Origin of the sequence: Streptomyces pratensis, assembly GCF_016804005.1 — a bacterium.
Lineage (GTDB): Bacteria > Actinomycetota > Actinomycetes > Streptomycetales > Streptomycetaceae > Streptomyces > Streptomyces pratensis_A.
Window position 1 is genome coordinate 1,652,399 of record NZ_CP051486.1, and the last position, 24,689, is coordinate 1,677,087.

Sequence of the window (24,689 nt, forward strand, 5' to 3'; positions counted from 1 at the left end):
TCCAATGTCCAGTAAGCACACGCTCTCCGTCCTGGTCGAGAACAAGCCCGGTGTCCTCGCCCGGATCACGGCCCTGTTCTCCCGGCGCGGCTTCAACATCGACTCGCTCGCGGTCGGTACCACCGAACATCCCGACATCTCACGCATCACCATTGTCGTGAACGTCGAGGGCCTGCCCCTGGAGCAGGTGACCAAGCAGCTCAACAAGCTGGTCAACGTCCTGAAGATCGTCGAACTCGAGCCCGCCGCAGCGATCCAGCGGGAGCTCGTCCTGGTGAAGGTCCGCGCCGACAACGAGACCCGCTCCCAGATCGTCGAGATCGTCCAGCTGTTCCGCGCCAAGACCGTGGACGTCTCTCCCGAGGCCGTCACGATCGAGGCGACAGGGGGCGCCGACAAGCTGGAGGCCATGCTCAAGATGCTCGAGCAGTTCGGCATCAAGGAGCTCGTCCAGTCCGGCACCATCGCCATAGGGCGCGGCGCGCGCTCGATCACCGACCGTTCTCTGCGCGCACTCGACCGTACGGCGTAGTCCCTTCCGGCCATCCTCGCCGCTCGCATGGCGAGACCCGGCAACGAACCCCACGCACCCCGCCGTACGGTGGGACGCAACACCTGCACACCAAGGAGAAGACCCAGTGGCCGAGCTGTTCTACGACGACGATGCCGACCTGTCCATCATCCAGGGCCGTAAGGTCGCGGTCCTTGGTTACGGCAGCCAGGGGCACGCCCACGCGCTGTCGCTGCGTGACTCGGGTGTCGACGTCCGCGTCGGTCTGCACGAGGGTTCGAAGTCCAAGGCCAAGGCCGAGGAGCAGGGCCTGCGCGTGGTGACCCCGTCCGAGGCCGCCGCCGAGGCCGACGTCATCATGATCCTCGTCCCGGACCCGATCCAGGCCCAGGTCTACGAGGAGTCCGTCAAGGACAACCTCAAGGACGGCGACGCGCTGTTCTTCGGCCACGGCCTGAACATCCGCTTCGACTTCATCAAGCCGCCGGCCAACGTCGACGTCTGCATGGTCGCCCCGAAGGGCCCGGGCCACCTGGTCCGCCGCCAGTACGAGGAAGGCCGCGGCGTCCCGTGCATCGTGGCCGTCGAGCAGGACGCGACGGGCAAGGGCCTGGAGCTCGCCCTCAGCTACGCGAAGGGCATCGGCGGCACGCGTGCCGGCGTCATCAAGACGACCTTCACCGAGGAGACCGAGACCGACCTGTTCGGTGAGCAGGCCGTCCTCTGCGGTGGCACCGCCGCCCTGGTCAAGGCCGGTTTCGAGACGCTGACCGAGGCCGGCTACCAGCCGGAGATCGCGTACTTCGAGTGCCTCCACGAGCTGAAGCTCATCGTGGACCTCATGTACGAGGGCGGCCTCGAGAAGATGCGCTGGTCCATCTCGGAGACCGCCGAGTGGGGCGACTACGTCACCGGTCCGCGCATCATCACGGACGCCACCAAGGCCGAGATGAAGAAGGTCCTCGCCGAGATCCAGGACGGCACCTTCGCCAAGAACTGGATGGCCGAGTACCACAACGGTCTGCCCAAGTACAACGAGTACAAGAAGGCCGACAGCGAGTCCCTGCTGGAAACCACCGGCGCGGAGCTGCGCAAGCTCATGAGCTGGGTCGACAACGAGGAAGCCTGAGTTCTCGCCGTGGGGCGGGCCCGCACGGGCCCGCCCCACGGCGCACGGCCGGCCTCACACCCCGTGTCACTGCGGGGAGGGGTGGGTGACAGGAAGGCGGCGCCGTACGTCTGTACACACCGTCCACCCCGTGCGGGTGATCCTTCCACCGGGGCGCAGACCGCGTCCGGCCGCATGACTACACTTCTCAACACATATACGCGTCAGGGCCCACAGTGTCGTGCGTCTTCCACGCGGCTAGCCCCTCCACCGCCTGCGGCCGTCGGGACGGCCGTCCGCACTGGACTTGTGAGGACACACGTGAGCTCGAAACCTGTCGTACTCATCGCCGAAGAGCTGTCGCCCGCCACGGTTGACGCCCTGGGTCCGGATTTCGAGATCCGGCACTGCAACGGCGCGGACCGCGCCGAACTCCTCCCCGCGATCGCCGATGTCGACGCGATCCTGGTGCGCTCCGCCACCAAGGTCGACGCCGAGGCCATCGCCGCGGCCAAGCAGCTCAAGGTCGTCGCCCGCGCAGGCGTCGGTCTGGACAACGTCGACGTCTCCTCGGCCACCAAGGCCGGCGTGATGGTCGTCAACGCGCCGACGTCCAACATCGTCACCGCCGCCGAGCTGGCCTGCGGCCTGCTCGTCGCCACCGCGCGCAACATCCCGCAGGCCAACACCGCCCTGAAGAACGGCGAGTGGAAGCGCTCCAAGTACACGGGCGTCGAGCTCAGCGAGAAGACCCTCGGTGTCGTCGGCCTCGGCCGCATCGGCGTCCTGGTCGCGCAGCGCATGTCGGCCTTCGGCATGAAGATCGTCGCGTACGACCCCTACGTGCAGCCCGCGCGCGCCGCCCAGATGGGCGTCAAGCTCCTCACGCTGGACGAGCTGCTCGAGGTCTCCGACTTCATCACGGTGCACCTGCCCAAGACGCCCGAGACGCTCGGCCTGATCGGCGACGACGCGCTGCACAAGGTGAAGCCCTCGGTGCGCATCGTCAACGCCGCGCGCGGCGGCATCGTCGACGAGGACGCGCTCGCCTCCGCCCTCAAGGAGGGCCGGGTCGCCGGTGCCGGGCTGGACGTGTACACGAAGGAGCCCTGCACGGACTCCCCGCTGTTCCAGTTCGACCAGGTCGTCTGCACCCCGCACCTCGGTGCCTCCACCGACGAGGCACAGGAGAAGGCGGGCATCGCGGTCGCCAAGTCCGTCCGTCTCGCCCTCGCCGGTGAGCTCGTGCCCGACGCGGTCAACGTCCAGGGCGGCGTGATCGCCGAGGACGTGCGCCCCGGCCTGCCGCTCGCCGAGAAGCTGGGCCGGATCTTCACCGCGCTCGCGGGCGAGGTCGCGGCCCGTCTCGACGTCGAGGTGTACGGCGAGATCACCCAGCACGACGTGAAGGTTCTCGAGCTCTCCGCGCTCAAGGGCGTCTTCGAGGACGTCGTCGACGAGACCGTCAGCTACGTCAACGCCCCGCTCTTCGCGCAGGAGCGCGGTGTCGAGGTCCGCCTCACCACCAGCTCCGAGTCGCCCGACCACCGCAACGTGGTGACCGTCCGCGGCACGCTGTCCAGCGGCGAGGAGGTCGCGGTCTCCGGCACGCTGGCCGGTCCCAAGCACCTGCAGAAGATCGTCGCGATCGGCGAGCACGACGTCGACCTGGCGCTCGCCGACCACATGGTCGTCCTGCGCTACGAGGACCGTCCCGGCGTCGTCGGCGCGGTCGGCAAGATCCTCGGCGAGGCCGGTCTGAACATCGCCGGAATGCAGGTCTCACGGCAGGACGCGGGCGGCGAGGCGCTGGTCGTCCTCACCGTCGACGACACCATCCCGCAGTCGGTCCTCACCGAGATCGCCGAGGAGATCGGCGCCACCTCGGCCCGTTCGGTCAACCTCACCGACTGATCCCGTTCCGTACGACGACCGCGCCCGGCGGACAGACTTCGCTCTGTCCGCCGGGCGCGGTCGTGCGAGATCCCTCAGGCCGCCGAGCCCGGCGCGTGTCATCCGTCGACGTGTCCGGTGAAGAGCATCACGAGGAACAGGGTCCAGCCCACCGTGGACACGACCGCGGGAAAGAGGGCGGCGGTCATGCAGCCCGACAGGACGAGACCGTTGCGGCGTCGCCTGAGCGCCGGAGTGCGGGCGAGGAACCAGCTGGGCAGGACCAGCAGGTAGGAGAGCAGCACACCACCGGTGAGCAGGAACGCCCGGTCGGCGAAGGTGTTCTCCACCGACGACACGGCGGAGGCCAGGGCCGGCGCCAGCACGGTTCCGGTCAACGGGACCGCCCACCAGCGCGGTTCGGGATCCTGTCGCGTAGTGAGGGGGAAGGGGGTCCTGACGTCGGTGCTCATGGACCTATTTCACCGCGTGTGACCCCGCGCTCACCCCGTCGGCGTACTCACGCCGTCGCGGCGCCGTACTCATCCGGGGCGTGGCTCACAGCCGGGCCTGCTTGAGCGCCATGTGCAGCAGCAGCCGGTCCTCACCGTCGTTCAGGTCGAGGCCGGTGAGCTGCTGGACCCGGGCGAGCCGGTAGTAGAGCGTCTGCCGGTGGATGCCCAGCTCGGTGGCCGTCCGGCTCGCCTGGCCCGCACGGTCGAGGAACACCTCGGCGGTGCGGGCCAGTTCCGCGTGGGGCGGGGTGAGCAGGGGGCGGACCGCCTGGTCCGGTGCGGTGTCCGGGGTGCCGGGCAGTGCGGTCAGGAGCCGGTACGGGCCGATGGCCGACCAGTCGGCGACCGGGCCGAAGCGGGATTCCGCCGAGGCGGCTCGGGCGGCGGACAGGGCCTCGTGCCAGGACTCGGCCAGCTCGGCCAGACCTCGGCGGGCGGCGGCCAGGCCACCGGTCGCGGCGGCTCCGGCGGTGCTGCGCAGCCGTTCCGCGGCCGTCGTCGCCGGGTCGAGCGCCTCGGGGGAGCGCAGCCGGACCAGGGCGGCCAGCGCCTGGGCGCCGGCCCCGGGCACCGTGGCGAGGGCCGCCGCCGACGGCACCGTACGCACGGATGGGGTCTCGCCCGGCCACGGGGTCACGCACACCAGCGTGTGCAGTCCGTCCGCGTCGGCGCCGAGGGCCTCGCGCAGCGAGGCGACCGCCATGTCGCGCTGCCAGCCGCGCTGCGCGACGAGCACCGCCGCGAACTCCCGGGAGAGGTCCGTGCCCGCCCGCTCCTCGTCGGAGAGCAGGGCGCCGATCCGGGCCGCGACGTCCATCGCCGCCGTCAGCTGTCCGTCGGTCGGCCCCGGATCGGCGTCCAGCAGCCACACGTAGCCCAGGACGACACCCCGATGGCGTACGGGAAGGCAGATGCGGTCCCGGAAGACCCCGGCCTCCGGGGCGGCGGGGATGCGGACCGGGCCGGTCGCACGGGTGATGCCGAAGCCTTCGAACCACGCGCGGACCGCCGGGGTGGAGCGCCTGGTGAGGATCGAGCGCGTACGGACGGGGTCCATGGCCGTGTCGTCGTCGCTGTCGTGGGCCCCGAAGGCGACCAGACCGAAGTCGCGGTTCTCCAGGGTCGCGGGAGCGCCGAGCAGCGTGGAGATCTCGTCGACCAGCTCCTGGTAATCGCCCTTCACCCCGCCATTCTCGCACCCCTTCAGACAAATGTCTGAGATCCAGTACACGGATGCGTGACAGCTGTCGATGGCACGTGCTTTCCGGGATCCCTAGATTTCACAGTGGTTCTCCGTGCCGTCCCGGTCTGTTCATATGCGTACCGGTCCGGCCTCGTTCGTACTCCGTGGAGGTGCCCCGTGCTGGGTCCCGTGATTCTCGCCGCGTCACGCAGCGACAAGATGCGTCGTTTCATCTCGGCCGCGCCGGGCACCAAGCAGGTCGTCGACCGCTTCATCGCAGGTGAGAGCGTCGACCAGGTCGTCCCGGTCATCCAGGACGCGGCCGCCAAGGGTCTTGAGGTGACCCTGGACGTCGTGGGCGAGGACATCACCACCCCGGAGCAGGCCGCCGCCGCGCGCGACGCCTACCTGGAGCTTGTCGGCCGCCTGGAGGAGCTCGGGCTCGGCGCCCGGGCCGAGATGTCCGTCAAGCTGTCGATGTTCGGACAGGCGCTGGAGGGCGGTCACGACCTCGCCCTCGCCAACGTCCGCCCCGTCGTCGAGGCCGCCGCCGCGATCGGCACCACGGTCACGCTGGACGCCGAGGACCACACCACCCTCGACTCGATGTTCGCCATCCACGAGGAGCTGCGGAAGGACTTCCCGCAGACCGGCTGCGTGATCCAGTCCTACCTGTTCCGCACCGAGGCCGACGCGCGCCGCCTCGCCGCCGCGGGCAGCCGGGTCCGTCTGGTGAAGGGCGCCTACAAGGAGCCCGCCTCCGTCGCGTACCAGAGCAAGCCGGAGATCGACAAGGCGTACGTCCGCATCCTGAAGACCCTGATGCTGGGCGAGGGCTACCCGATGATCGGCTCCCACGACCCCCGTCTCATCGCCATCGGCCAGGAGCTCGCACGCCAGGCAGGGCGCAAACTGGACGAGTACGAGTTCCAGATGCTGTACGGCATCCGCAGCGAGGAGCACGTCCGGCTCGCGGCCGAGGGCCACCGGATGCGCGTCTACACGGCGTACGGCACCGACTGGTACGGATACTTCATGCGCCGCCTCGCGGAGAAGCCGGCCAACCTGCTGTTCTTCGGCCGCTCCGTCCTCACCAAGGGCTGAACCACGGGCTGGACCGAAGGTCCGGACCACAGGGCTGAACCAGGGCTGACCTGCCCGGCCGACCAACCACCTCAACCAAGGAGACAAGGCACTCATGGACGCTGTCACCCAGGTCCCCGCGCCGGTCAACGAGCCGGTCCACTCCTACGCCCCCGGCACCGCCGAGCGAGCCCGCCTGGAGGCGAAGCTCAAGGAGCTCAGCCAGAACCCCATCGACCTGCCGATGACCATCGGCGGCGAGAAGCGCATGGGCGGCGGCGAGCGTGTCGACGTCGTGCAGCCGCACAACCACAAGGCCGTCATCGGCACCTTCGCGGGTGCCACCGAGCAGGACGCCCAGGACGCCGTCGACGCGGCCCTCGCCGCCGCTCCGGCCTGGCGCGCCATGTCCTTCGACGACCGCGCGGCCATCATCCTGCGTGCCGCCGAGCTGCTGTCCGGCCCCTGGCGCGAAACGCTCGCCGCCTCCACGATGCTCGGCCAGGGCAAGACCGCGCAGCAGGCCGAGATCGACTGCCCCTGCGAGCTCGTCGACTTCTGGCGCTTCAACGTGCACTACGCGCGCCAGATCCTCGCCGAGCAGCCGCCGGCGAACTCCCCGGGCGTGTGGAACCGCATGGACCACCGCCCGCTCGAGGGCTTCGTCTACGCGATCACGCCGTTCAACTTCTCGGCCATCGCCGCCAACCTGCCCACCGCGCCCGCCCTCATGGGCAACGTCGTGGTGTGGAAGCCGTCCCCCACGCAGACCCACGCCGCCGTGCTGCTGATGCAGCTCCTGGAGGAGGCCGGGCTGCCCAAGGGCGTCATCAACCTCGTCACCGGTGACGGCATCGCCGTCTCCGAGGTCGCGCTGAACCACCGCGACCTGGCCGGTGTCCACTTCACGGGCTCGACCCCCACCTTCCAGCACCTGTGGAAGACGGTCGGCAACAACATCGCCAACTACCGCACCTACCCGCGGCTCGTCGGCGAGACCGGTGGCAAGGACTTCGTCGTCGCGCACCCCAGCGCCGACCGCGCCGTCCTGAAGACCGCGCTGACCCGTGGCTCCTTCGAGTACCAGGGCCAGAAGTGCTCCGCGTCCTCCCGCGCGTACGTCCCGGCCTCCATCTGGAACTCCGGTTTCAAGGAGGAGTTCGCGGCCGAGGTCGACGGCATCACCATGGGTGACGTCACCGACCTGTCGCACTTCATGGGCGCCGTCATCGACGCGCGTTCCTTCGCGAAGAACAAGGCCGCGATCGACCGCGCAGCCGCCGACCCGACCTGCACGATCGTCGCCGGTGGCACGTACGACGACTCCGTCGGCTACTTCGTGCGCCCGACCGTCATCGTGTGCGACGACCCGGCCAACGAGGTCTTCACCACCGAGTACTTCGGCCCGATCCTCGCCGTCCACGTGTACGAGGACGAGAAGTACGACTCCATGCTGGAGCAGATGGAGTCGGTGTCCGACTACGCGCTGACCGGTGCGGTCATCTCCAACGACCGCGCGGCCGCCGCGTACACGATGGACAAGCTCCGCTACGCCGCGGGCAACTTCTACATCAACGACAAGTCGACCGGTGCGGTCGTCGGCCAGCAGCCCTTCGGCGGCGGCCGTGGCTCCGGCACCAACGACAAGGCCGGCGCCCCGCAGAACCTGCAGCGCTGGACGCTGACCCGCGCCATCAAGGAGACGCTGGTCGCGCCGACCGAGTACACCTACCCCCACCAGGGCTGAGAGGGAGGCGGGTGGCCTCGGACCGCCCCGTCCGAGGCCACCCGCCACCTTCCGCCCCCGGGGCGCCCGCCACGGGCGCCCCGCCCCCGCACTCCGCCTCCCGACCGGCTCCCCCCGCCGGCCGGGAGGCGGTTTCCATATGCGGTCCGGGTCCTCGGAGAGTCGCGTCCCGGGCCGTCCACACCGACGGGTACGACGGACGGGACCCGCGTCCGCACCCGAGCAGGCCCTCGGCGACAGCGGTGAACTCATCCGCCCCGAACGCTCCGGCCGCCGCGCTCCACGGACGGTTCGAGCCCGGGCGCGGCTTTTCCGCGGCCCCCGGGGCCGGGCGGCTCGTCCCGCCCGAAGGCCGCGTCGCCCGGTCCCGCGCCCGCGCGTCGCCCAGCTCCGGGCGGTGTCCGCCGCCGGGCCCGAGGCCCTCCGATCACCGCTCTTGTGCGGGCACTCCGTTCGGCAGGCCAGTAGTCCGACGCGCTGCGGGCGGCGCGCAGGGTGGCGATGCGGCGTGCCGTGCACAAGAGGAACCTCCACCCGGCCGTCGGGCTGCCGAAGCTCCGCTCCGAGGAGATGCCCACCGCGGACCGCGGGCAGCGTCCGGTGATCCACACGGCCGGGCCCGGCAGCGAGTCGTACGAGCGGCTGCGGCTCCCGCGCGCGGTCGGGCCGCAGGAGACGAGGGTGTCCGGTCAGGCGGACGGGATCGACGGTGACGACCTGCGGCGCGCCGCCCATGACGGAGCCGGGGCCGGGCGGGGCGACGGCTCGCCCGGCGCCGGCACAGTGGGCCGGGGACGGGAGCCCTGGGCGCAGGGTGGCCTTATGCGGCCGGCGGCACCGGGGGCCCGCCTCCGGTGCCCGGCGCGGGCAACTGGGCGGTGGAGGCCGTGTACTTGAGGAGAAGGCGTGCGAATTCCAGCCGCTCGGCTTCGGGCCAGTCACGGGTGATGAATTCGAACGCCTGCCGCTGCTGGTGACGGAAGCGATGAAGAAGGGCGGTGCCCTCCTCGGTGAGGTGGAGCACCGTACGCCGGCCGTCCCGCTGCGAGGCCGCGCGGACCAGATAGCCGTGGGAGATGCAGTCGCTCACCATGCGGCTGGCCACCGACGGGTCCACCAGGAGGTGGTCGGCGAGACCGCCGACCGTCATCTCCGTGTCCGCCTCGGCAGCCTCGTCGACGATGTTGAGGACCAGGTTGCGCTTCAGGTCCTTGGGCCCCGTCGGAGGGTCGACCGGCGCCTGCATGGTGCGCCGCCGCAGCCGGGCGAAGGCCGTGCCGACGGCATCCAGGAGGGCCTGGCCCTGCGGCATGGAGACGTCCTTGTCGGTCATCCCCGCAGCTTATCGCATGTATCTGCAGGCGGCAGATGCATGCAAAAGTGCATGGAATTGTGAATTGCATTAATGTGGTCGACGTGGTGGGAGAACTCGGCACCAGCGGAGCGATGTGCCTGCCCGGAGGAGAGAGTCATGATCACAGCCATCATCAACGGCCGGGTGTTCGACGGTGAGCGCGTGCTGGAGGACACCACCGTCGTGCTGAACGGCACGCGGATCGCGGCGGTCGGAGCCGAACCGCCCGTCGGGGCGGACATCGTCGACGCCAGGGGCGGCACACTGCTGCCCGGTCTGTTCGACGCCCATGTGCACACCTCCGACGACGCGCTCTCGCTGGCGCTGCGGTTCGGGGTCACCACCGAACTGGAGATGCAGGGCCTGAACACCAGGAACAGCCGCGCGCACATCACGGAGGACGACTCCCTCGCCGATGTCCGCTCCGCGGGGTTCGGCATCACTCCTCCCGGGGGTCACCCCAGTGAACTCATGCCCAAGGGCTTCAAGCCGGGAGGCCGCGGCGATCAGGACGACCGCGGTGACCGGCCCGCTCCGCGTGAGATGCCCCTGATGCCGTTCTCCACCACGCCTGAGGAAGCGGTCGCCTTCGTCCCCCGGCTCGTCGCGGCAGGTTCGGACTACATCAAGTTCATGGTCGACGACGGTACGGTCGAGGGCCACCCCGGTCTGCCCATGCTCGACCAGGCGACGCTGACCGCCGGTGTCGCGGAGGCCCACCGGCACGGGATGCTCGCCATCGCCCACACCCTGACCGTCGACGCGACACGGATGGCGGTCGAGGCGGGAATCGACGGCTTCGCACACCTGTTCATGGACCGGCCGCACACCGAGGAGATCATCGGACTCATCGCCGCCTCCGGTGCGTTCGTCGTCCCCTGCGTCGTCCTGAACGCCTCCATGACGGGCATCACCGGCTCGTCCCTCGCCGAGGACCCGCGCGTCGGATCACGCCTGGACGAAGCGTGGACGAACACCTTGAACAGCAGCTACAACCGCTATCCGCAGGGAAAGCTGGAGGACGTCCTGGCCTCGGTCAAGGCCCTGCACGAAGCCGGTGTCGACCTGATGGCGGGCACCGACGCGGCCCCCATGCCACTGCCGTTCCTGGGCGGCATGGTCCACGGCGCCAGCGTCCACCAGGAGCTCCAGTACCTCGTCCGGGCCGGTCTCACCCCGGTCCAGGCCCTGCGCGCGGCGACCCTCACCCCGGCACGTCGCTTCGGCCTGGAGGACCGTGGGCGCGTCGCCGAGGGCCTGCGGGCCGATCTGCTGCTCGTGGACGGCGATCCCACCACCGAGATCGGCGACACCCTCAACCTGCGTGAGGTGTGGCGCCGCGGCACCCGCACCACCCTGCTTCTCCCGTAGGGACCCGTTCCCGTCCGACGACCGCTGCCCGCCACGTCCTCCGTGACGGCAGGCAGCCGTCGTGCCGGCCCCCGCACGGGGGCCGGCACCGCATGTTCGGGGCAGCCCTCGGGCGCGGTCTCAGCCCTTCACCGTGAAGTCCGCCCGCAGGAGGACGTCATCGCACGAGGACGGACCCACGAGCAGCTCGAACGCGCCGGGCTCCACGACACGCCGGCCCGCCGCGTTCACGAGGGTGCACTCGGAGACCGGCAGTTCCAGCAGTACCTCCCGCGCCTCACCCGGGGCGAGTGACACCTGCCGGTAGGCCTTGAGCTCCTTCTCGGCCCAGGTCACGGACGTCACCGTGTCGCTGATGTACAACTGCACGGTCTCCAGGGCCGGCCGCTCACCGGTGTTGCGGACGGTGACGCGTGCCCGGAGCGTGTCGCTCTCCCCGACGCTCGCGGTGAGCACCTCCAGACCGGAGTACGCGACGGTCGTGTAGCTCAGACCCTCGCCGAACACGAAGGCCGGGCGCTGGGTCAGGTCGGCGTACCGGGAGCCGTGCTGGCCCCGGATCTGGTTGTAGTACGTCGGCTGCTGTCCCGCGTGCCGGGCGAAGGAGACGGGCAGCCGGCCCGAGGGCTCGACGAGGCCCAGCAGGACCTCGGCCACCGCCCGGCCGCCCTGCATGCCCGGGTTGAAGGCGTGCACGACCGCGGCCGCGCCGAGCGCCGACGGCGGGAGCACCAGGGGCTTCGAGCTGATGACCACGACGACGAGCGGCTTGCCGGTGGCGGCGAGCGCGTCGAGCAACGCGACCTGGTCGCCGACGAGTTCCAGGGTCGCGGTTGACTTGCCCTCGCCGACCAGTTCGATGCGGTCGCCGACCACGGCGACGACGTAGTCGGCGGCCTCGGCGGCTGCGACCGCCTCGCCGATCAGCGCGGCGTCCGGTTCGGCGGGGATCACCACGTCCGGGCGGGGCTGGCCGTCGAGGAAGAACTGCCCCTCCGGGTCCGCGCCCACGTCGAGGATCCTGGCGCCCCGTGCGTACAGGACGGTCCAGTCGGCGGGCGCGTGCTCGCGGAAGCCGTCGAGGACGGTACGGATCATGGCGCGCGGCTGGCCGTCCGGGAGCCAGTCAACCTGGCCCGACGAGCCCGCCCAGTCACCCAGCTGGGTCTGCGCGTCGTCCGCGTTCGGCCCGATCACCGCGACCGTACGGGGGCCGGGAGCCCCGGCGGCCCGGCCGTCGTCCCCCGCCGTGAGTCCGCCGGCCAGCGGCAGTGATCCGTCGTTGGTCAGCAGCACCAGCGAGCGCCGGGCCGCCTCCAGGTTCAGTGCGGCGTGCCCGACGCTGCCGATGATCTCGGCCTGGCGGGCGGTGTCGGGGTGGCGCGGGTCCTCGAACAGGCCGAGCTCGAACTTGAGCGTCAGGACGCGGCGCACGGCCGCGTCGATCTCCGCCTCGCCCAGCGTGCCGTTCCCGACCGCTTCCAGGGCGCCCTCGAAGAACCCCTCGGTCGCCATCACCATGTCGTTGCCCGCGCGGACCGCCGCCGCGGCGGCCTGCGCGTAGTCGGCGTACACCTTCTGCTCCCACACCATGCGGCCGACGTTGTCCCAGTCGGTCACCAGCGTCCCGGTGTAGCCCCACTCCTCGCGCAGCACGTCGTTGAGCAGCCAGTCGTTCACCGTGATCGGCACGCCGTCCATGGACTGGTAGCCGAGCATGAACGTCCGGCAGCCCTCCCTCGCGACCCGCTCGAACGGCGGCAGGAACCAGGAGCGGAGCTTGCGCCGCGAGATGTCCGCCTCGCTGGCGTCCCGGCCGCCCTGCGTCTCCGAATACCCCGCGAAGTGCTTGGCCGAGGCCAGGATCGCGGTCGGGTCGGCCAGACCGTCGCCCTGGTACCCGCGCACCATCGCCGATGCCAGCTCCCCGATCAGATGGGGGTCCTCGCCGAACGTCTCGCTGACCCGGCCCCAGCGCAGGTCCCGGGTGATGCAGAGCACCGGTGAGAACGTCCAGTGCACGCCGGTCGCGGCGACCTCCACCGCCGTGGCCCGCGCGATCCGTTCCACCAGCTCCGCGTCCCAGGTCGCGGCCATGCCGAGCTGGGTGGGGTAGATCGTCGCGCCCTCCCAGAAGGAGTGCCCGTGGATGCAGTCCTCCGCAACCAGCAGGGGGATGCGCAGCCGGGACCGGCCGGTCAGCTCCGCGGCCTCCAGGACCCGCTCGGGCGAGGTGTGCAGGATCGACCCCACGTGCAGGTCCTCGACGAAGTGCCGCACCCCTTCCTTGGCGTTCAGCTGGAGCATCTGGCCGACCTTCTCGGGCAGCGTCATGCGTCCCAGGAGATCGGCGACCCGCTCCGCCACGGGGAGCGCGGGGTCGAGATAGGGCAGGGAGGGGGACACGGGGGGTCCTTTCGCGACACGGTTCGCCTTCACCATAGAGTCAATACCGACCACCTGGTAAGTATCTCCGGGAATTGAGTCTCCGGGGGCGGATCCTCAGGAGAGTCGAATGGGAATCCGATGCATGTGCCGGCCTGACCGATGGTCGGCGGACCGGGAGAGTGGCGAGTGACGGCCGAAGTGCGGCGTGGCTACGCGAAGGGCCGCGCGAAGCGGCGGGAGATCCTCGACCAGGCCATGGCCCTGTTCGGCGAGGCCGGCTACCGGGGTGCGTCGCTGCGGGTGATCGCGACCCGGAGCGGTATCTCGCACACAGGCCTGCTGCATCACTTCCCGACCAAGGAAGCGCTGCTGCTCGCAGTGCTCGCGCACCGCGACGACGTGGACGACGAGTGGCTCTCGCTCGGTGGCACCAAGGGTGTCGGACGGCTGCGGCGGTTCGTCGAGCTGGCCGAGCTGAACTCCGCACGGCGCGGGATCGTCGAGCTGTTCTCGGTCGTCTCCGCCGAGGCGACGGCCGCCGACCACCCCGCCCACGGGTACTTCGTGCGCCGCTACGAGAACTCCGTCGCGGGCGCCCAGCTCGCCTACGGGCAGGCCGGCCTGGAGGGCGCGCTGCGGGCCGGCATCGCTCCCGAAGCCGCGGGCCGGCAGCTGATCGCGCTGATGGACGGGCTCCAGGTGCAGTGGCTGCTCAGTGACTGCGCCACGGACATGGCCGACGTGCTGCGCGCGCACATCCGGGCGCAGCTCACCGTGGATTTCTGAGAGCGGACCGCGCGGTCCGCGTGCCCGGCCGTCTCAGATAGTAGGAAGTCCGAGTACCTGTAGAGACAGATGGCTCCGGCTGTCCTAGTTTTGTAGGAGCCGAACGAATCGCTGATCCAGCGACCGGCGTGCGCGAGCGTGCCAGAAGCAGGCAATCCCTGCGGCATCTGCTCCCCGCCCCTTCAGGCGCTTCGAAATCCCGATCTCGACATCCGTTGTGCGAAGTCCTGATCCCGATATCCACGCGATCTCAAGGAGTCGATCCCTCATGGCCGAGACCACTGTCCGCCGCGTCCGTCGAACCCCCCACTCCGCCGAGTCCGAGCGCAAGAACGCCGCCGCAGCACTGCAGCGGGCCCTCGACCGCAGGGACAACGGCGGTTCGACGGGCCACTGAGGGCGCGACCCCGCCCCATGGCGGACGTTCCGTGCGGGGACACGCCCCGTCCGTATCGTGGACGTCGAATGTCATGGGGTGGGACGGAAGCTAGGGTGCATGCATGTCTCGCAGCATCGATCTCGCAGTGATCCCCGGCGACGGTATCGGCCAGGAGGTCGTCACCCAGGGCCTCAAGGTTCTCAACGCTGTTCTCCCGCAGGATGTGAAGCTGGAGACCAAGGAGTACGACCTCGGCGCCCAGCGGTGGCACCGCACGGGTGAGACCCTCCCCGACGCGGAGCTCGAAGCCCTCAAGGGCCACGACGCCATCCTGCTCGGCGCCATCGGCGACCCGTCGGTGCCGTCGGGTGTGCTGGAGCGCGGGCTCCTGCTGAAGCTGCGCTTCGCCTTCGACCACTTCATCAACCTGAGGCCGTCGAAGCTCTTCCCGAACACCGCGACTCCGCTGGCGGGCCGCCCCGAGATCGACTTCGTCGTCGTCCGCGAAGGCACCGAGGGCCCGTACACGGGCAACGGTGGTTCCCTGCGCACGGGCACGGAGCACGAGGTCGCCACCGAGGTCAGCGTCAACACCGCCTACGGCGTCGAGCGTGTCGTGCGTGACGCCTTCGCGCGTGCCGCCGCCCGCCCGCGCAAGAAGCTGACGCTGGTCCACAAGAACAACGTCCTCGTGTACGCGGGCCACCTGTGGAAGAACACCTTCGACAAGGTCGCGGCCGAGTTCCCCGAGGTCACCACCGACTATCTGCACGTCGACGCGGCGACGATCTTCTTCGTCACGCAGCCGGAGCGCTTCGACGTCATCGTCACCGACAACCTCTTCGGTGACATCCTCACCGACCTCGCCGCAGCCGTGACCGGCGGCATCGGCCTGGCCGCGTCCGGCAACATCAACCCGACGGGTGCCTTCCCGTCCATGTTCGAGCCGGTGCACGGCACCGCGCCCGACATCGCGGGCCAGGGCAAGGCGGACCCGACCGCCACGATCCTCTCCGTCGCCCTCCTGCTGCGCCACCTCGGCTACGAGGCCGAGGCCGTGCGCATCGAGGAGGCCGTCTCCGCCGACCTCGCGGAGCGTGACGGAAAGCACGCGCGCACCACCGACGAGATCGGCGACGCGCTCGCGGTACGCGTAGCGAGCTGACCCGACGTCTCCACTTCGAAGCCGCCGGGTCGCAACCGCACCCGGCGGCTTCACCTTGCGGTCTCCGGGTGCCACCATCGACCTTCGGACCGCGTTCTCGCGTCGCGTGAGCGTCACATCGAGCGCCATCGCAAACACGTCATTTCGTGCAGGGCCGCCCCCGGGAGATAATCGAACGCGGGACCGCGGCTCGCGGTGGTGCTCGGACGTCCTACGACCTGCCCGGCAGCTGCTGGGGCGGGAGCGGGCGTGAGCGCGGTCCATCACACACAAGACCGGTGAAGGACACGCACTCATGACGACGCCCACGATCGAGCTCAAGCCCTCCTCGAACCCGCTGTCCGACGCGGAGCGCGAGGCGATCCTGGCCAGCCCCGGCTTCGGCCGCTACTTCACCGATCACATGGTGACGATCCGCTGGACCGAGGGCCGCGGCTGGCACGACGCCCAGCTCGTCCCGTACGGGCCGCTGTCCATGGACCCGGCCAACATGACGCTGCACTACGCGCAGGAGATCTTCGAGGGCCTCAAGGCCTACCGGCAGCCCGACGGCACGGTCGCCACCTTCCGTCCTGAGGCCAACGCCGCACGCTTCCAGCGGTCCGCCGCCCGGCTCGCGATGCCGGAGCTGCCGGTCGAGACCTTCATCGAGGCATGCGACGTCCTGGTCCAGCAGGACCAGGCGTGGGTCCCGGCGCACGGCGGCGAGGAGTCCCTCTACCTCCGCCCCTTCATGATCGCCGCCGAGGTGGGTCTCGGTGTCCGGCCGGCCAACGAGTACCTCTTCCTGGTCATCGCCTCTCCCGCCGGCGCCTACTTCCCCGGCGGCGTGAAGCCGGTCTCGATCTGGCTCTCCCAGGACCGCGTGCGCGCCGTCCCCGGCGGCATGGGCGACGCCAAGACCGGGGGCAACTACGCCGCTTCCCTGCTCGCCCAGGCGGAGGCCGCGTCGCAGGGCTGCGACCAGGTCGCCTACCTCGACGCCGTCGAGCACAAGTGGGTCGAGGAGCTGGGCGGCATGAACCTCTACTTCGTCTACGGGCAGGAGGACGGCAGCAAGCGGATCGTCACCCCGTCGCTCACCGGCTCGCTGCTCGCCGGCGTCACGCGTGACTCCCTGCTCACCGTCGCCCGCGACCTCGGCTACACCTCCGAGGAGGGCCGCGTCTCCATCGACCAGTGGCGCGCCGACACGGAGAACGGCACCCTCACCGAGGTCTTCGCCTGCGGCACCGCCGCCGTCATCACGCCCGTCGGCACGGTGAAGTCCGCTGACGGCGAGTGGACCCAGGGCGACGGCACCCCCGGCGAGGTCACCCTCAAGCTGCGTGAGCGCCTGCTGGACATCCAGCGCGGCATCGCCGACGACACCCACGGCTGGATGCACGAGCTCGGCTAGTCACCGCTCGCACCCGTACGAAGGCCGCGCCCCCACCGGGGCGCGGCCTTCGTCGCACCCGGGCGCCGGTCCGAGTTTTGAGCGTTGCTCAAAACATGGTTAGAGTGCTGCTCCAACCAGGAGGTGCGTGACGTGCGACTGACCCCGACCGAACGCGACCGGCTGCTGCTCTTCGGCGCCGCCGAGCTGGCCAGGGCCCGGCGCGCCCGCGGTCTGCGGCTCAACGTCCCCGAGGCGACCGCGCTGATCGCGGACACCGTCTGCGAGGCGGCCAGGGACGGACGCAGGCTGGCCGAGGCGATCGAGGCCGCCCGCGCGGTGCTGGGGCCGGACGACGTGCTCCCGGGCGTGGCCGACGTGGTCACCGAGGTCCAGGTCGAGGCCGTCTTCGACGACGGCTCCCGGCTCGCGGTCGTCAGCGGCCCCCTCGCGGGCGGCACGCTCGGCGACGACGCTCCCGGCGCGCTGCTCCCCGGCCCCGCGACGCCCGAGCGGGAACCCGCCGTGCGGCTCACCGTCCGTAACACCGCGACGGTCCCGGTCAGCGTGACGTCCCACTTCCACTTCTTCGAGGCCAACCCCCGGCTCGACTTCGACCGCGCGTCGGCGTACGGGATGCGGCTGAGCGTGCCGGCTGGTTCCTCCGTCCGCTTCGGTCCGGGCGAGACCGCCGAAGTGCCCCTCGTCCCCATCGGCGGGGACCGGATCGCGATCGGCTTCGCCGGACTCGTCGACGGACCACTGGACGCGCCGGGCGCGAAGGAGGAGGCGCTGCGCAGGGCGACGGCCTGCGGCTACCTCGGAGCGGGGGAGGGGAAGTGACGGATCCGTACGCGTACGCCTCCGTGCACGGGCCGCGCGCCGGGGACCGGGTCAGGCTGGGAGACTCCGGGCTGACCGTCCGTGTGGAGTCCGACGCCCAGAAGCAGGGGGACGAATTCCTCGCCGGCTTCGGCAAGACGGCCCGCGACGGCCTCCACCTCAAGGCCGCGGCCGTCCGGGAGACCTGCGACGTCGTCATCAGCAACGTGCTGGTCGTCGACGCCGTGCTGGGCATCCGGAAGGTTTCGATCGGCATCCGGGAGGGCCGCATCGCGGCGATCGGACGGGCCGGCAACCCGGACACCCTCGACGGGGTCGACGTGGTCGTCGGGACGGGAACGACCATCGTCTCCGGCGAGGGCATGATCGCGACGGCCGGTGCGGTGGACCCCCACGTCCACCTGCTCTCCCCTCGCGTCATGGAGGCGTCCCTGGCCTCCGGCGTCACCACGATCATCGGCCAGGAGTTCGGCCCGGTCTGGGGCGTCGGCGTCAACTCCCCGTGGGCTCTGCGCCACGCCTTCAACGCCTTCGACGCCTGGCCCGTCAACATCGGCTTCCTGGGACGCGGTTCGTCGTCCCACGAGGCGCCGCTGGTGGAGGCGCTCGCCGAGGGCGGTGCCTGCGGCTTCAAGGTCCACGAGGACATGGGTGCCCACACCCGGGCCCTGGACACCGCTCTGCGGGTGGCCGAGGAACACGACGTACAGGTCGCCCTGCACAGCGACGGGCTGAACGAGTGCCTGTCGGTCGAGGACACCCTGAGCGTCCTCGAAGGCCGCACGATCCACGCCTTCCACATCGAGGGCTGCGGCGGCGGGCACGTGCCCGACGTGTTGAAGATGGCCGGGGTCCCCAACGTCATCGGTTCCTCCACCAACCCGACGCTCCCCTTCGGCCGTGACGCGGTCGCCGAGCACTACGGGATGATCGTCTCCGTCCACGACCTCAAGACGGACCTCCCCGGCGACGCCGCCATGGCACGCGACCGGATCAGGGCGGGGACCATGGGCGCCGAGGACGTGCTGCACGATCTGGGCGCCATCGGCATCACCTCCTCGGACGCGCAGGGCATGGGGCGGGCCGGTGAGACCGTGCGCCGGACCTTCGCCATGGCCGCGAAGATGAAGGCCGAACTGGGCCCGATGGAGGGGGACGGCCCCGGCGACGACAACGCGCGAGTGCTGCGCTACATCGCCAAGCTCACCGTCAACCCCGCCATCGCCCACGGCCTTTCGCACGAGGTCGGCTCCATCGAGACGGGGAAGCTGGCCGACATCGTCCTCTGGCGCCCCGAGTTCTTCGGCGCGAAGCCCCAGCTGGTCCTGAAGTCCGGCTTTCCGGCCTACGGCGTCACGGGCGACCCCAACGCCGCCACGGACACCTGCGAACCCCTGGTCCTCGGGCCGCAGTTCGGTGCGTACGGGGCGACGGCCGCCGATCTCTCCGTCGCCTTCGTCGCGGAGGCCGCCACCCAGCTGGGCGCCGATCTCATGCCCACCCGCCGCCGCAGGGTGGCGGTCCGGGACACCCGCGGCATCGGGCCCGCGGACCTGCGGCTCAACTCCCGCACCGGCCAGGTCACCGTCGACGGCGACACGGGCCTCGTCACCCTCGACGGCGACCCGCTGCGCTCACCGGCAGCCGAATCCGTCTCCCTCAACCGCCTCTACTTCCTCTAGGGCATGCGTCCGGGACGTTCCGGGCGCACGTGCCCCGGGACGACCGTCCCCGACCCGAACGAAAGAACCGAGGGAACGCCATGACCTTCCGCATGCCGCCCGAGTGGGCCCCCCACGAGCGCACCTGGATGGCCTGGCCGGGCCCCAACCCCACCTTCGCCACCGCGGCCGAACTCGACGGGGCCCGCAGGGCCTGGGCTGCCGTCGCCCGCGCGGTACGCCGCTTCGAACCGGTCACCGTCGTCGTCGGTCCCGGCCAGGAGGACACCGCCCGTGCGCTCCTGGGCCCCGACGTCGAGACGGCCGTACGCCCCCTCGACGACGCCTGGATGAGGGACATCGGCCCGACCTTCGTCATCGAACCCGAGACCCGTCGACTCGCCGCGGTGGACTGGACGTTCAACGGCTGGGGCGCCCAGGGCTGGGCCCGGTGGGAGCACGACCGGCACATCGCGAGGGGCGTCGCCGAGCTGGCCGGAGTGCCCGTGCACAGCTCGCCGCTGGTCAACGAGGGCGGCGCGATCCATGTGGACGGCGAGGGCACCGTGCTGCTCACCGAGACCGTCCAGCTGGGCAAGGAGCGCAACCCCGGCTGGACCCGGCAGGCCGTCGAGGACGAGATCCACGCCCGCCTGGGCACCGAGAAGGCGGTCTGGCTGCCGCGCGGCCTGGCCGGCGACTACGGCACGTACGGCACCCTCGGCCATGTCGACATCGTCGCCGCCTTCGCCCGCCCCGGCACCGTCGTCGCCCACGTCCAGCCCGACCCGTCCCACCCGGACCACGAGATCACCCGTGAGACGGTCCGGATCCTGCGGGCCGCCACCGACGCCGGGGGCCGTCCGCTGGAAGTGGTGGAGATCCCGGCGCCCACGGTGCTGCACGACGCCGACGGCGGGTGGGCCGACTACTCGTACATCAACCACTACCTCTGCAACGACGGCGTGATCCTCTGCGCCTTCGACGACCCCAGGGACGAGGAGGCGGCCGCCGTCTTCGCCGGCCTGTTCCCGGACCGTACGGTGACGAGCGTCGACGCCCGTACGATCTTTGCCGGTGGTGGAGGCATCCACTGCATCACGCAGCAACAGCCCAGGATCTGAAACCGTGCCCCGTACCACGCGCCGCCGCAACATCGCCCCGCCCAGGGAGGACGTGCTCGCCGCCGTCATGGCCACCGTCGCCGAGCGCGGACTCGACGGGCTCACCATGGCGGGGCTCGGCCGCGAGGTCGGGATGAGCAGCGGGCACCTCCTCTACTACTTCCGCACCAAGGACGAACTGCTGCTCCAGACGCTGGAATGGAGCGAGGCACGGCTCGGTGCCGAACGCCGGGCCCTGCTCGCCCGGCCCGGCACTGCACGCGAGCGGCTCGACGCCTACATCGCGCTGTACGTCCCCGACGGTCACCGCGACCCGCACTGGACACTGTGGCTGGAGGTCTGGAACCGCTCCCAGGACGCCGACGACGACGCCCGCGCCCGACAGGCGGCCATCGAGGACGCCTGGCACCGCGACCTCGTGGAGCTGCTGGCCGACGGCATCGCACGCGGTGAGCTCCGTGCCGTCGGCACCGACCGGGCCGCGACCCGGCTGCGCGCCCTGATGGACGGGTTCAGCGTCCACGTCACCGTCGGCATCCCCGGGACCGGGCGGGAGCGGGTCCTGGAACAGATGTGCCGATATGTGGAGGACGCGCTCCTGCCCGGGCAGGCCTCCGGTGCGACGGATATCACGCCCGCATCCTGAGACACCCGGGACCAGGGAACGCCGCTGTGCCACACTGCTTCCGTGTCCTCGTTCGCCATGATTATCGGCAGCAGGCGCGCCGGTCCGCAGTGACCGTCCCGTACCACCACGTACGGAACGGACATCGTGCCCCAGACCCGCGCGCAGACCTCTCGCACCCGCGAGGGGTTTTTTCGTTTTCCGGCCCACACCACGGCCGGAGCGAGGCACGCGAGATGATGGGGGCAAGTGGAGCCGATTCGTCCGGATCCGCTCACCCGACAGGAGTCAGATCAGCATGACCACCAAGGCCAAGGCCCCCGACGACACCTTCCATGTCTTCGACACCACCCTGCGCGACGGTGCGCAGCGTGAAGGCATCAACCTGACGGTCGCGGACAAGCTGACCATTGCCCGGCATCTGGACGACTTCGGCGTGGGCTTCATCGAGGGGGGCTGGCCCGGCGCGAACCCCCGTGACACCGAGTTCTTCGCCCGCGCCCAGCAGGAGATCGAATTCGAGCACGCCCAGCTCGTCGCCTTCGGCGCCACCCGCAGGGCCGGCGGCAAAGCCGCCGAGGACCCGCAGGTCAAGGCGCTCCTGGACTCCGGCGCCCCGGTGATCACGCTGGTCGCCAAGTCCCACGACCGTCATGTGGAACTGGCCCTGCGCACCACCCTGGACGAGAACCTGGAGATGGTCCGCGACACCGTCGCCCACCTCCGCGAGCAGGGCCGCAGGGTCTTCGTCGACTGCGAGCACTTCTTCGACGGCTACCGCGCCAACGCCGAGTACGCCAAGTCGGTCGTGCGCACCGCCCACGAGGCCGGCGCCGATGTGGTCATCCTCTGCGACACCAACGGCGGGATGCTGCCCGCCCAGGTGCAGGCCGTCGTCTCCACCGTCCTCGCCGACACCGGCGCCCGGCTCGGCATCCACGCCCAGGACGACACGGGCTGCGCCGTCGCCAACACCCTCGCCGCCGTGGACGCGGGCGCGACCCATGTGCAGTGCACCGCCAACGGATACGGCGAGCGGGTCGGCAACGCCAACCTCTTCCCCGTCGTCGCCGCGCTGGAACTCAAGTACGGCAAGACCGTCCTGCACGAGGGCGCGCTCGCCGAGATGACCCGCATCTCCCACGCCATCGCCGAGGTCGTCAACCTCACGCCCTCCACCCACCAGCCTTACGTGGGCGTCTCCGCCTTCGCGCACAAGGCCGGACTGCACGCCTCCGCGATCAAGGTGGATCCGGACCTCTACCAGCACATCGACCCCGAACTCGTCGGCAACACCATGCGGATGCTCGTGTCCGACATGGCCGGCCGTGCCTCCATCGAACTCAAGGGCAAAGAGCTCGGCATCGACCTGGGAGGCGACCGCGCGCTCGTAGGGCGGGTCGTGGAGCGGGTCAAGGAGCGGGAGCTCAAGGGCTACACCTACGAGGCGGCCGACGCCTCCTTCGAGCTGCTGCTGCGCGCCGAGGTCGAGGGCCGGCCCCGGCGCTACTTCCGCGTCGAGTCCTGGCGCGCGATCGTCGAGGACCGCCCCGACGGCATCCACGCCAACGAGGCGACGGTGAAGCTCTGGGCGAAGGGCGAGCGGATCGTCGCCACGGCGGAGGGCAACGGCCCGGTCAACGCCCTGGACCGGGCGCTGCGCGTCGGCCTGGAGCGGATCTACCCGCAGCTCGCCAAGCTGGAGCTGATCGACTACAAGGTCCGCATCCTGGAAGGCCGCACGGGCACCGAATCCACCACCCGGGTGCTGATCACCACGGGCGACGGATCCGGTGACTGGGCGACGGTCGGCGTGGCCGAGAACGTCATCGCCGCGTCCTGGCAGGCGCTGGAGGACGCGTACACCTACGGCCTGCTGCGGGCCGGGGTGGAGCCGACCGACTGAGACGGGCCCGCCGGCCCGTACGGGGGGAAGCTGTCCGATCCCGGTGCGCGGGCTGTGCCCCACAGTACGGACCGGCCCTGCCGCGCTGCCGCGCTGACCGGTAGCGCGGTGCCGACCGTGAGCGGTGCTGACCTGTGCCGCCGTGCTGGGACCCGTATCGCTGAGCCGGGAGCCGGGAGCCGGGAGCGGCGTCAAGCCGTCGAGCGCCGGGCGGGCCGGAGAACTCAGGTGGCACGAAGGGATGTCACTCTTCGCACGCTTGTCCCGTTTGCCTCCGATATATAGGTATCCCTAAGGTTCTGACCTGCTGGGACATGTTCGTCCAGCAATGGTGATCGGCCGGCCGGAGCACCACGAGCGGCCGGCCGGAAGGGGACCCGATGGCAGGCGGCGGCGAGCGCGACATGACGGCGGCTCAGCGACTGGGCGCCTCCCTCAGGGAACTCCAGCAGGAGTCGGGCCGCACCCTGCGCTCCCTTGAGGCAGACGTCATGATCAGCGACTCGTCGCTGTCCCGGTATCTGAGAGGCAGCACCGTTCCGCCCTGGGGCACCGTGCGTGACCTCTGCACGGCCTTGGGCGCGGACCCCGCCGACTACAGGGTCCTGTGGGAGGCCGCCGACCGCACCCAGTCCGTCGAGCCTCCGGGCCCGCCGCCGGTGCGGCGGTTCCGGGTGGGGCGCCCGTGGAGCCGCCTGCTCTGCGCGACCGCCGGGCTCACTGCCGGAGTGCTGCTCGGAGGCGTGATCAGTGCGTTCGTCGGGTGGCCGGCAAGGACAGCGGGCGAGGGCGGTGACCGCCCGGCGGAGACGGTGGCCGCGGGCGGACCCCCGTCGTCGGACTCCGCCCGGATCTTCGTCGGGCGCGCCTCGGGGAACTGTCTCGACGACAGTCTCGATCACGGGCTGCGCACCTACAAGTGCAATGTGCTCTCCTACCAGTTGTGGAAACCCGTCAGGTCCGCCGACGGCTCCCTGCGCTTCCGGAACAGCGCCACGGGCGAGTGCCTGGAAAGCGGCGGAACAGGGACCGGGACCAGCGCGTGCGGCGACTCCCACGCCCAGCGGTGGTCGGTCACCCCGGCGTCGGGCGAATCGGTGCAGCTTCGGAACCGGGAGTCGGGCGAGTGCCTGGAGGACGATCCGTCCGGACTGCGCACCCGTACGTGCGAACCGACGAAGGCTCAGGAGTGGGGCTGAGGTCCTGAGTCCTGCCGCCGCGACCGGCGACGGCCGGAGCCCCGCAGGCGACCGCCCGGCGTGATCCGCGACCGGCCGTGGCCCCGTCCTGCCGTGGCGTCACGGGGTCAGGCGGCTGTGCCGCAGAGATGTCCGGCCCTGGCAGCCCTCCTGGGGTGTACCTGACTTCCCCCGCCTCTTCGTGCTCCCCCATCCCCCTGCCTTCCCGCGCCTCCCCGGGTGTCCTCGTACCTTCGCGTTTCCCCCGTACCTTCGCGCTTCCCCCCGTGCCTTCTCGCGCGTCCCGGCTCTCCCTGCGTCCCCCTGGCTTTCTCGTGCCGCCCCGCCCGTGCGCACACCGCACCGCGCCCGTCCTTCGCCGGTCGTCCTTCGTCGGTTGCTTGTTCTCGTCGGTCACCCGTCCCGGGACGGAGACGTCCCAGCAGGTCACAGGCCCGGGAATCCCGAGACGGGTGAGAGTGCCGGTCCGT

Annotated in this window: 21 protein-coding genes; 17 read left to right on the forward strand and 4 right to left on the reverse strand. The window is 70.8% G+C overall.

Features of this window, described 5'->3' with window-relative positions; all coding sequences use genetic code 11:
* Positions 1-4 precede the first annotated feature (4 nt).
* The 3 genes from ilvN (at position 5) to serA (ending at position 3,533) form a co-directional block, all read left to right on the forward strand.
* Entirely contained in the window at positions 5-532 is a 528-nt protein-coding gene (ilvN, locus tag HED23_RS07370) for an acetolactate synthase small subunit (RefSeq protein ID WP_031091631.1), read from the forward strand.
* Between the two features lie 106 nt (positions 533-638).
* Positions 639-1,640, forward strand: a complete 1,002-nt coding sequence (ilvC, locus tag HED23_RS07375) for a ketol-acid reductoisomerase (protein ID WP_203182609.1) — start codon at positions 639-641, stop codon at positions 1,638-1,640.
* Positions 1,641-1,940: 300 nt separating this feature from the next.
* Entirely contained in the window at positions 1,941-3,533 is a 1,593-nt protein-coding gene (gene serA, locus HED23_RS07380; protein WP_203182610.1) for a phosphoglycerate dehydrogenase, read from the forward strand.
* A gap of 98 nt (positions 3,534-3,631) precedes the next feature.
* Here the strand turns inward: serA and HED23_RS07385 are convergent, their stop codons facing one another.
* Both HED23_RS07385 and HED23_RS07390 read right to left on the reverse strand, forming a co-directional pair.
* Positions 3,632-3,985 (reverse strand): hypothetical protein, encoded by a 354-nt coding sequence (locus HED23_RS07385; protein WP_203182611.1) that lies wholly within the window; start codon positions 3,983-3,985, stop codon positions 3,632-3,634.
* Positions 3,986-4,070: 85 nt separating this feature from the next.
* The gene (locus HED23_RS07390; protein WP_203182612.1) at positions 4,071-5,210 is read right to left on the reverse strand and encodes a PucR family transcriptional regulator; all 1,140 of its coding nucleotides are present in this window, start codon (positions 5,208-5,210) and stop codon (positions 4,071-4,073) included.
* Between the two features lie 177 nt (positions 5,211-5,387).
* Here HED23_RS07390 and HED23_RS07395 point away from each other — a divergent pair, with 177 nt between their 5' ends.
* The 3 genes from HED23_RS07395 (at position 5,388) to HED23_RS35975 (ending at position 8,937) form a co-directional block, all read left to right on the forward strand.
* Positions 5,388-6,314 (forward strand): proline dehydrogenase family protein, encoded by a 927-nt coding sequence (locus HED23_RS07395; protein ID WP_203182613.1) that lies wholly within the window; start codon positions 5,388-5,390, stop codon positions 6,312-6,314.
* A gap of 94 nt (positions 6,315-6,408) precedes the next feature.
* Complete coding sequence (gene pruA, locus HED23_RS07400; protein WP_203182614.1) at positions 6,409-8,040, forward strand: L-glutamate gamma-semialdehyde dehydrogenase; 1,632 nt, start codon at positions 6,409-6,411, stop codon at positions 8,038-8,040.
* Positions 8,041-8,517: 477 nt separating this feature from the next.
* The gene (locus HED23_RS35975) at positions 8,518-8,937 is read left to right on the forward strand and encodes a hypothetical protein (protein WP_420803068.1); all 420 of its coding nucleotides are present in this window, start codon (positions 8,518-8,520) and stop codon (positions 8,935-8,937) included.
* Here the strand turns inward: HED23_RS35975 and HED23_RS07405 are convergent.
* Positions 8,861-9,373, reverse strand: coding sequence for a MarR family winged helix-turn-helix transcriptional regulator (locus HED23_RS07405; protein ID WP_203182615.1), 513 nt, complete (start codon positions 9,371-9,373; stop codon positions 8,861-8,863). The genes HED23_RS35975 and HED23_RS07405 overlap by 77 nt on opposite strands.
* Before the next feature lie 138 nt (positions 9,374-9,511).
* On the opposite strand from HED23_RS07405, the gene HED23_RS07410 reads away from it, so the two are divergent.
* Positions 9,512-10,765 (forward strand): amidohydrolase family protein, encoded by a 1,254-nt coding sequence (locus tag HED23_RS07410; protein ID WP_203182616.1) that lies wholly within the window; start codon positions 9,512-9,514, stop codon positions 10,763-10,765.
* 120 nt (positions 10,766-10,885) lie between these two features.
* On the opposite strand, the gene HED23_RS07415 is transcribed toward HED23_RS07410, so the two are convergent.
* Positions 10,886-13,207 (reverse strand): glycoside hydrolase family 3 N-terminal domain-containing protein, encoded by a 2,322-nt coding sequence (locus HED23_RS07415; protein WP_203182617.1) that lies wholly within the window; start codon positions 13,205-13,207, stop codon positions 10,886-10,888.
* A gap of 105 nt (positions 13,208-13,312) precedes the next feature.
* On the opposite strand from HED23_RS07415, the gene HED23_RS07420 reads away from it, so the two are divergent.
* The 10 genes from HED23_RS07420 to HED23_RS07460 all read left to right on the forward strand — a co-directional run bounded on the left by HED23_RS07420 (position 13,313) and on the right by HED23_RS07460 (position 24,219).
* Positions 13,313-13,939 (forward strand): TetR/AcrR family transcriptional regulator, encoded by a 627-nt coding sequence (locus HED23_RS07420; protein ID WP_420803024.1) that lies wholly within the window; start codon positions 13,313-13,315, stop codon positions 13,937-13,939.
* A gap of 268 nt (positions 13,940-14,207) precedes the next feature.
* Positions 14,208-14,336: a hypothetical protein gene (locus HED23_RS35650; protein ID WP_274383000.1), complete on the forward strand. Its 129-nt coding sequence runs from the start codon at positions 14,208-14,210 to the stop codon at positions 14,334-14,336.
* Positions 14,337-14,439: 103 nt separating this feature from the next.
* Positions 14,440-15,483, forward strand: a complete 1,044-nt coding sequence (locus HED23_RS07425) for a 3-isopropylmalate dehydrogenase (protein WP_203182619.1) — start codon at positions 14,440-14,442, stop codon at positions 15,481-15,483.
* Positions 15,484-15,778: 295 nt separating this feature from the next.
* Positions 15,779-16,882, forward strand: a complete 1,104-nt coding sequence (locus HED23_RS07430) for a branched-chain amino acid aminotransferase (RefSeq protein WP_203182620.1) — start codon at positions 15,779-15,781, stop codon at positions 16,880-16,882.
* Positions 16,883-17,014: 132 nt separating this feature from the next.
* A complete protein-coding gene (ureA, locus tag HED23_RS07435; protein WP_203182621.1) occupies positions 17,015-17,704 on the forward strand; it encodes an urease subunit gamma in 690 nt (229 codons plus the stop codon).
* Positions 17,701-19,386: an urease subunit alpha gene (locus HED23_RS07440; RefSeq protein ID WP_238441871.1), complete on the forward strand. Its 1,686-nt coding sequence runs from the start codon at positions 17,701-17,703 to the stop codon at positions 19,384-19,386. The genes ureA and HED23_RS07440 overlap by 4 nt, the downstream gene beginning before the upstream one ends.
* An 80-nt stretch (positions 19,387-19,466) precedes the next feature.
* A complete protein-coding gene (locus HED23_RS07445; RefSeq protein WP_203182622.1) occupies positions 19,467-20,489 on the forward strand; it encodes an agmatine deiminase family protein in 1,023 nt (340 codons plus the stop codon).
* 4 nt (positions 20,490-20,493) lie between these two features.
* The gene (locus tag HED23_RS07450) at positions 20,494-21,135 is read left to right on the forward strand and encodes a TetR/AcrR family transcriptional regulator (RefSeq protein WP_238441872.1); all 642 of its coding nucleotides are present in this window, start codon (positions 20,494-20,496) and stop codon (positions 21,133-21,135) included.
* Between the two features lie 277 nt (positions 21,136-21,412).
* A complete protein-coding gene (cimA, locus tag HED23_RS07455; RefSeq protein ID WP_203182623.1) occupies positions 21,413-23,020 on the forward strand; it encodes a citramalate synthase in 1,608 nt (535 codons plus the stop codon).
* A 380-nt stretch (positions 23,021-23,400) separates the two neighbouring features.
* Positions 23,401-24,219 (forward strand): RICIN domain-containing protein, encoded by an 819-nt coding sequence (locus HED23_RS07460; RefSeq protein ID WP_203182624.1) that lies wholly within the window; start codon positions 23,401-23,403, stop codon positions 24,217-24,219.
* Positions 24,220-24,689 lie beyond the last annotated feature (470 nt).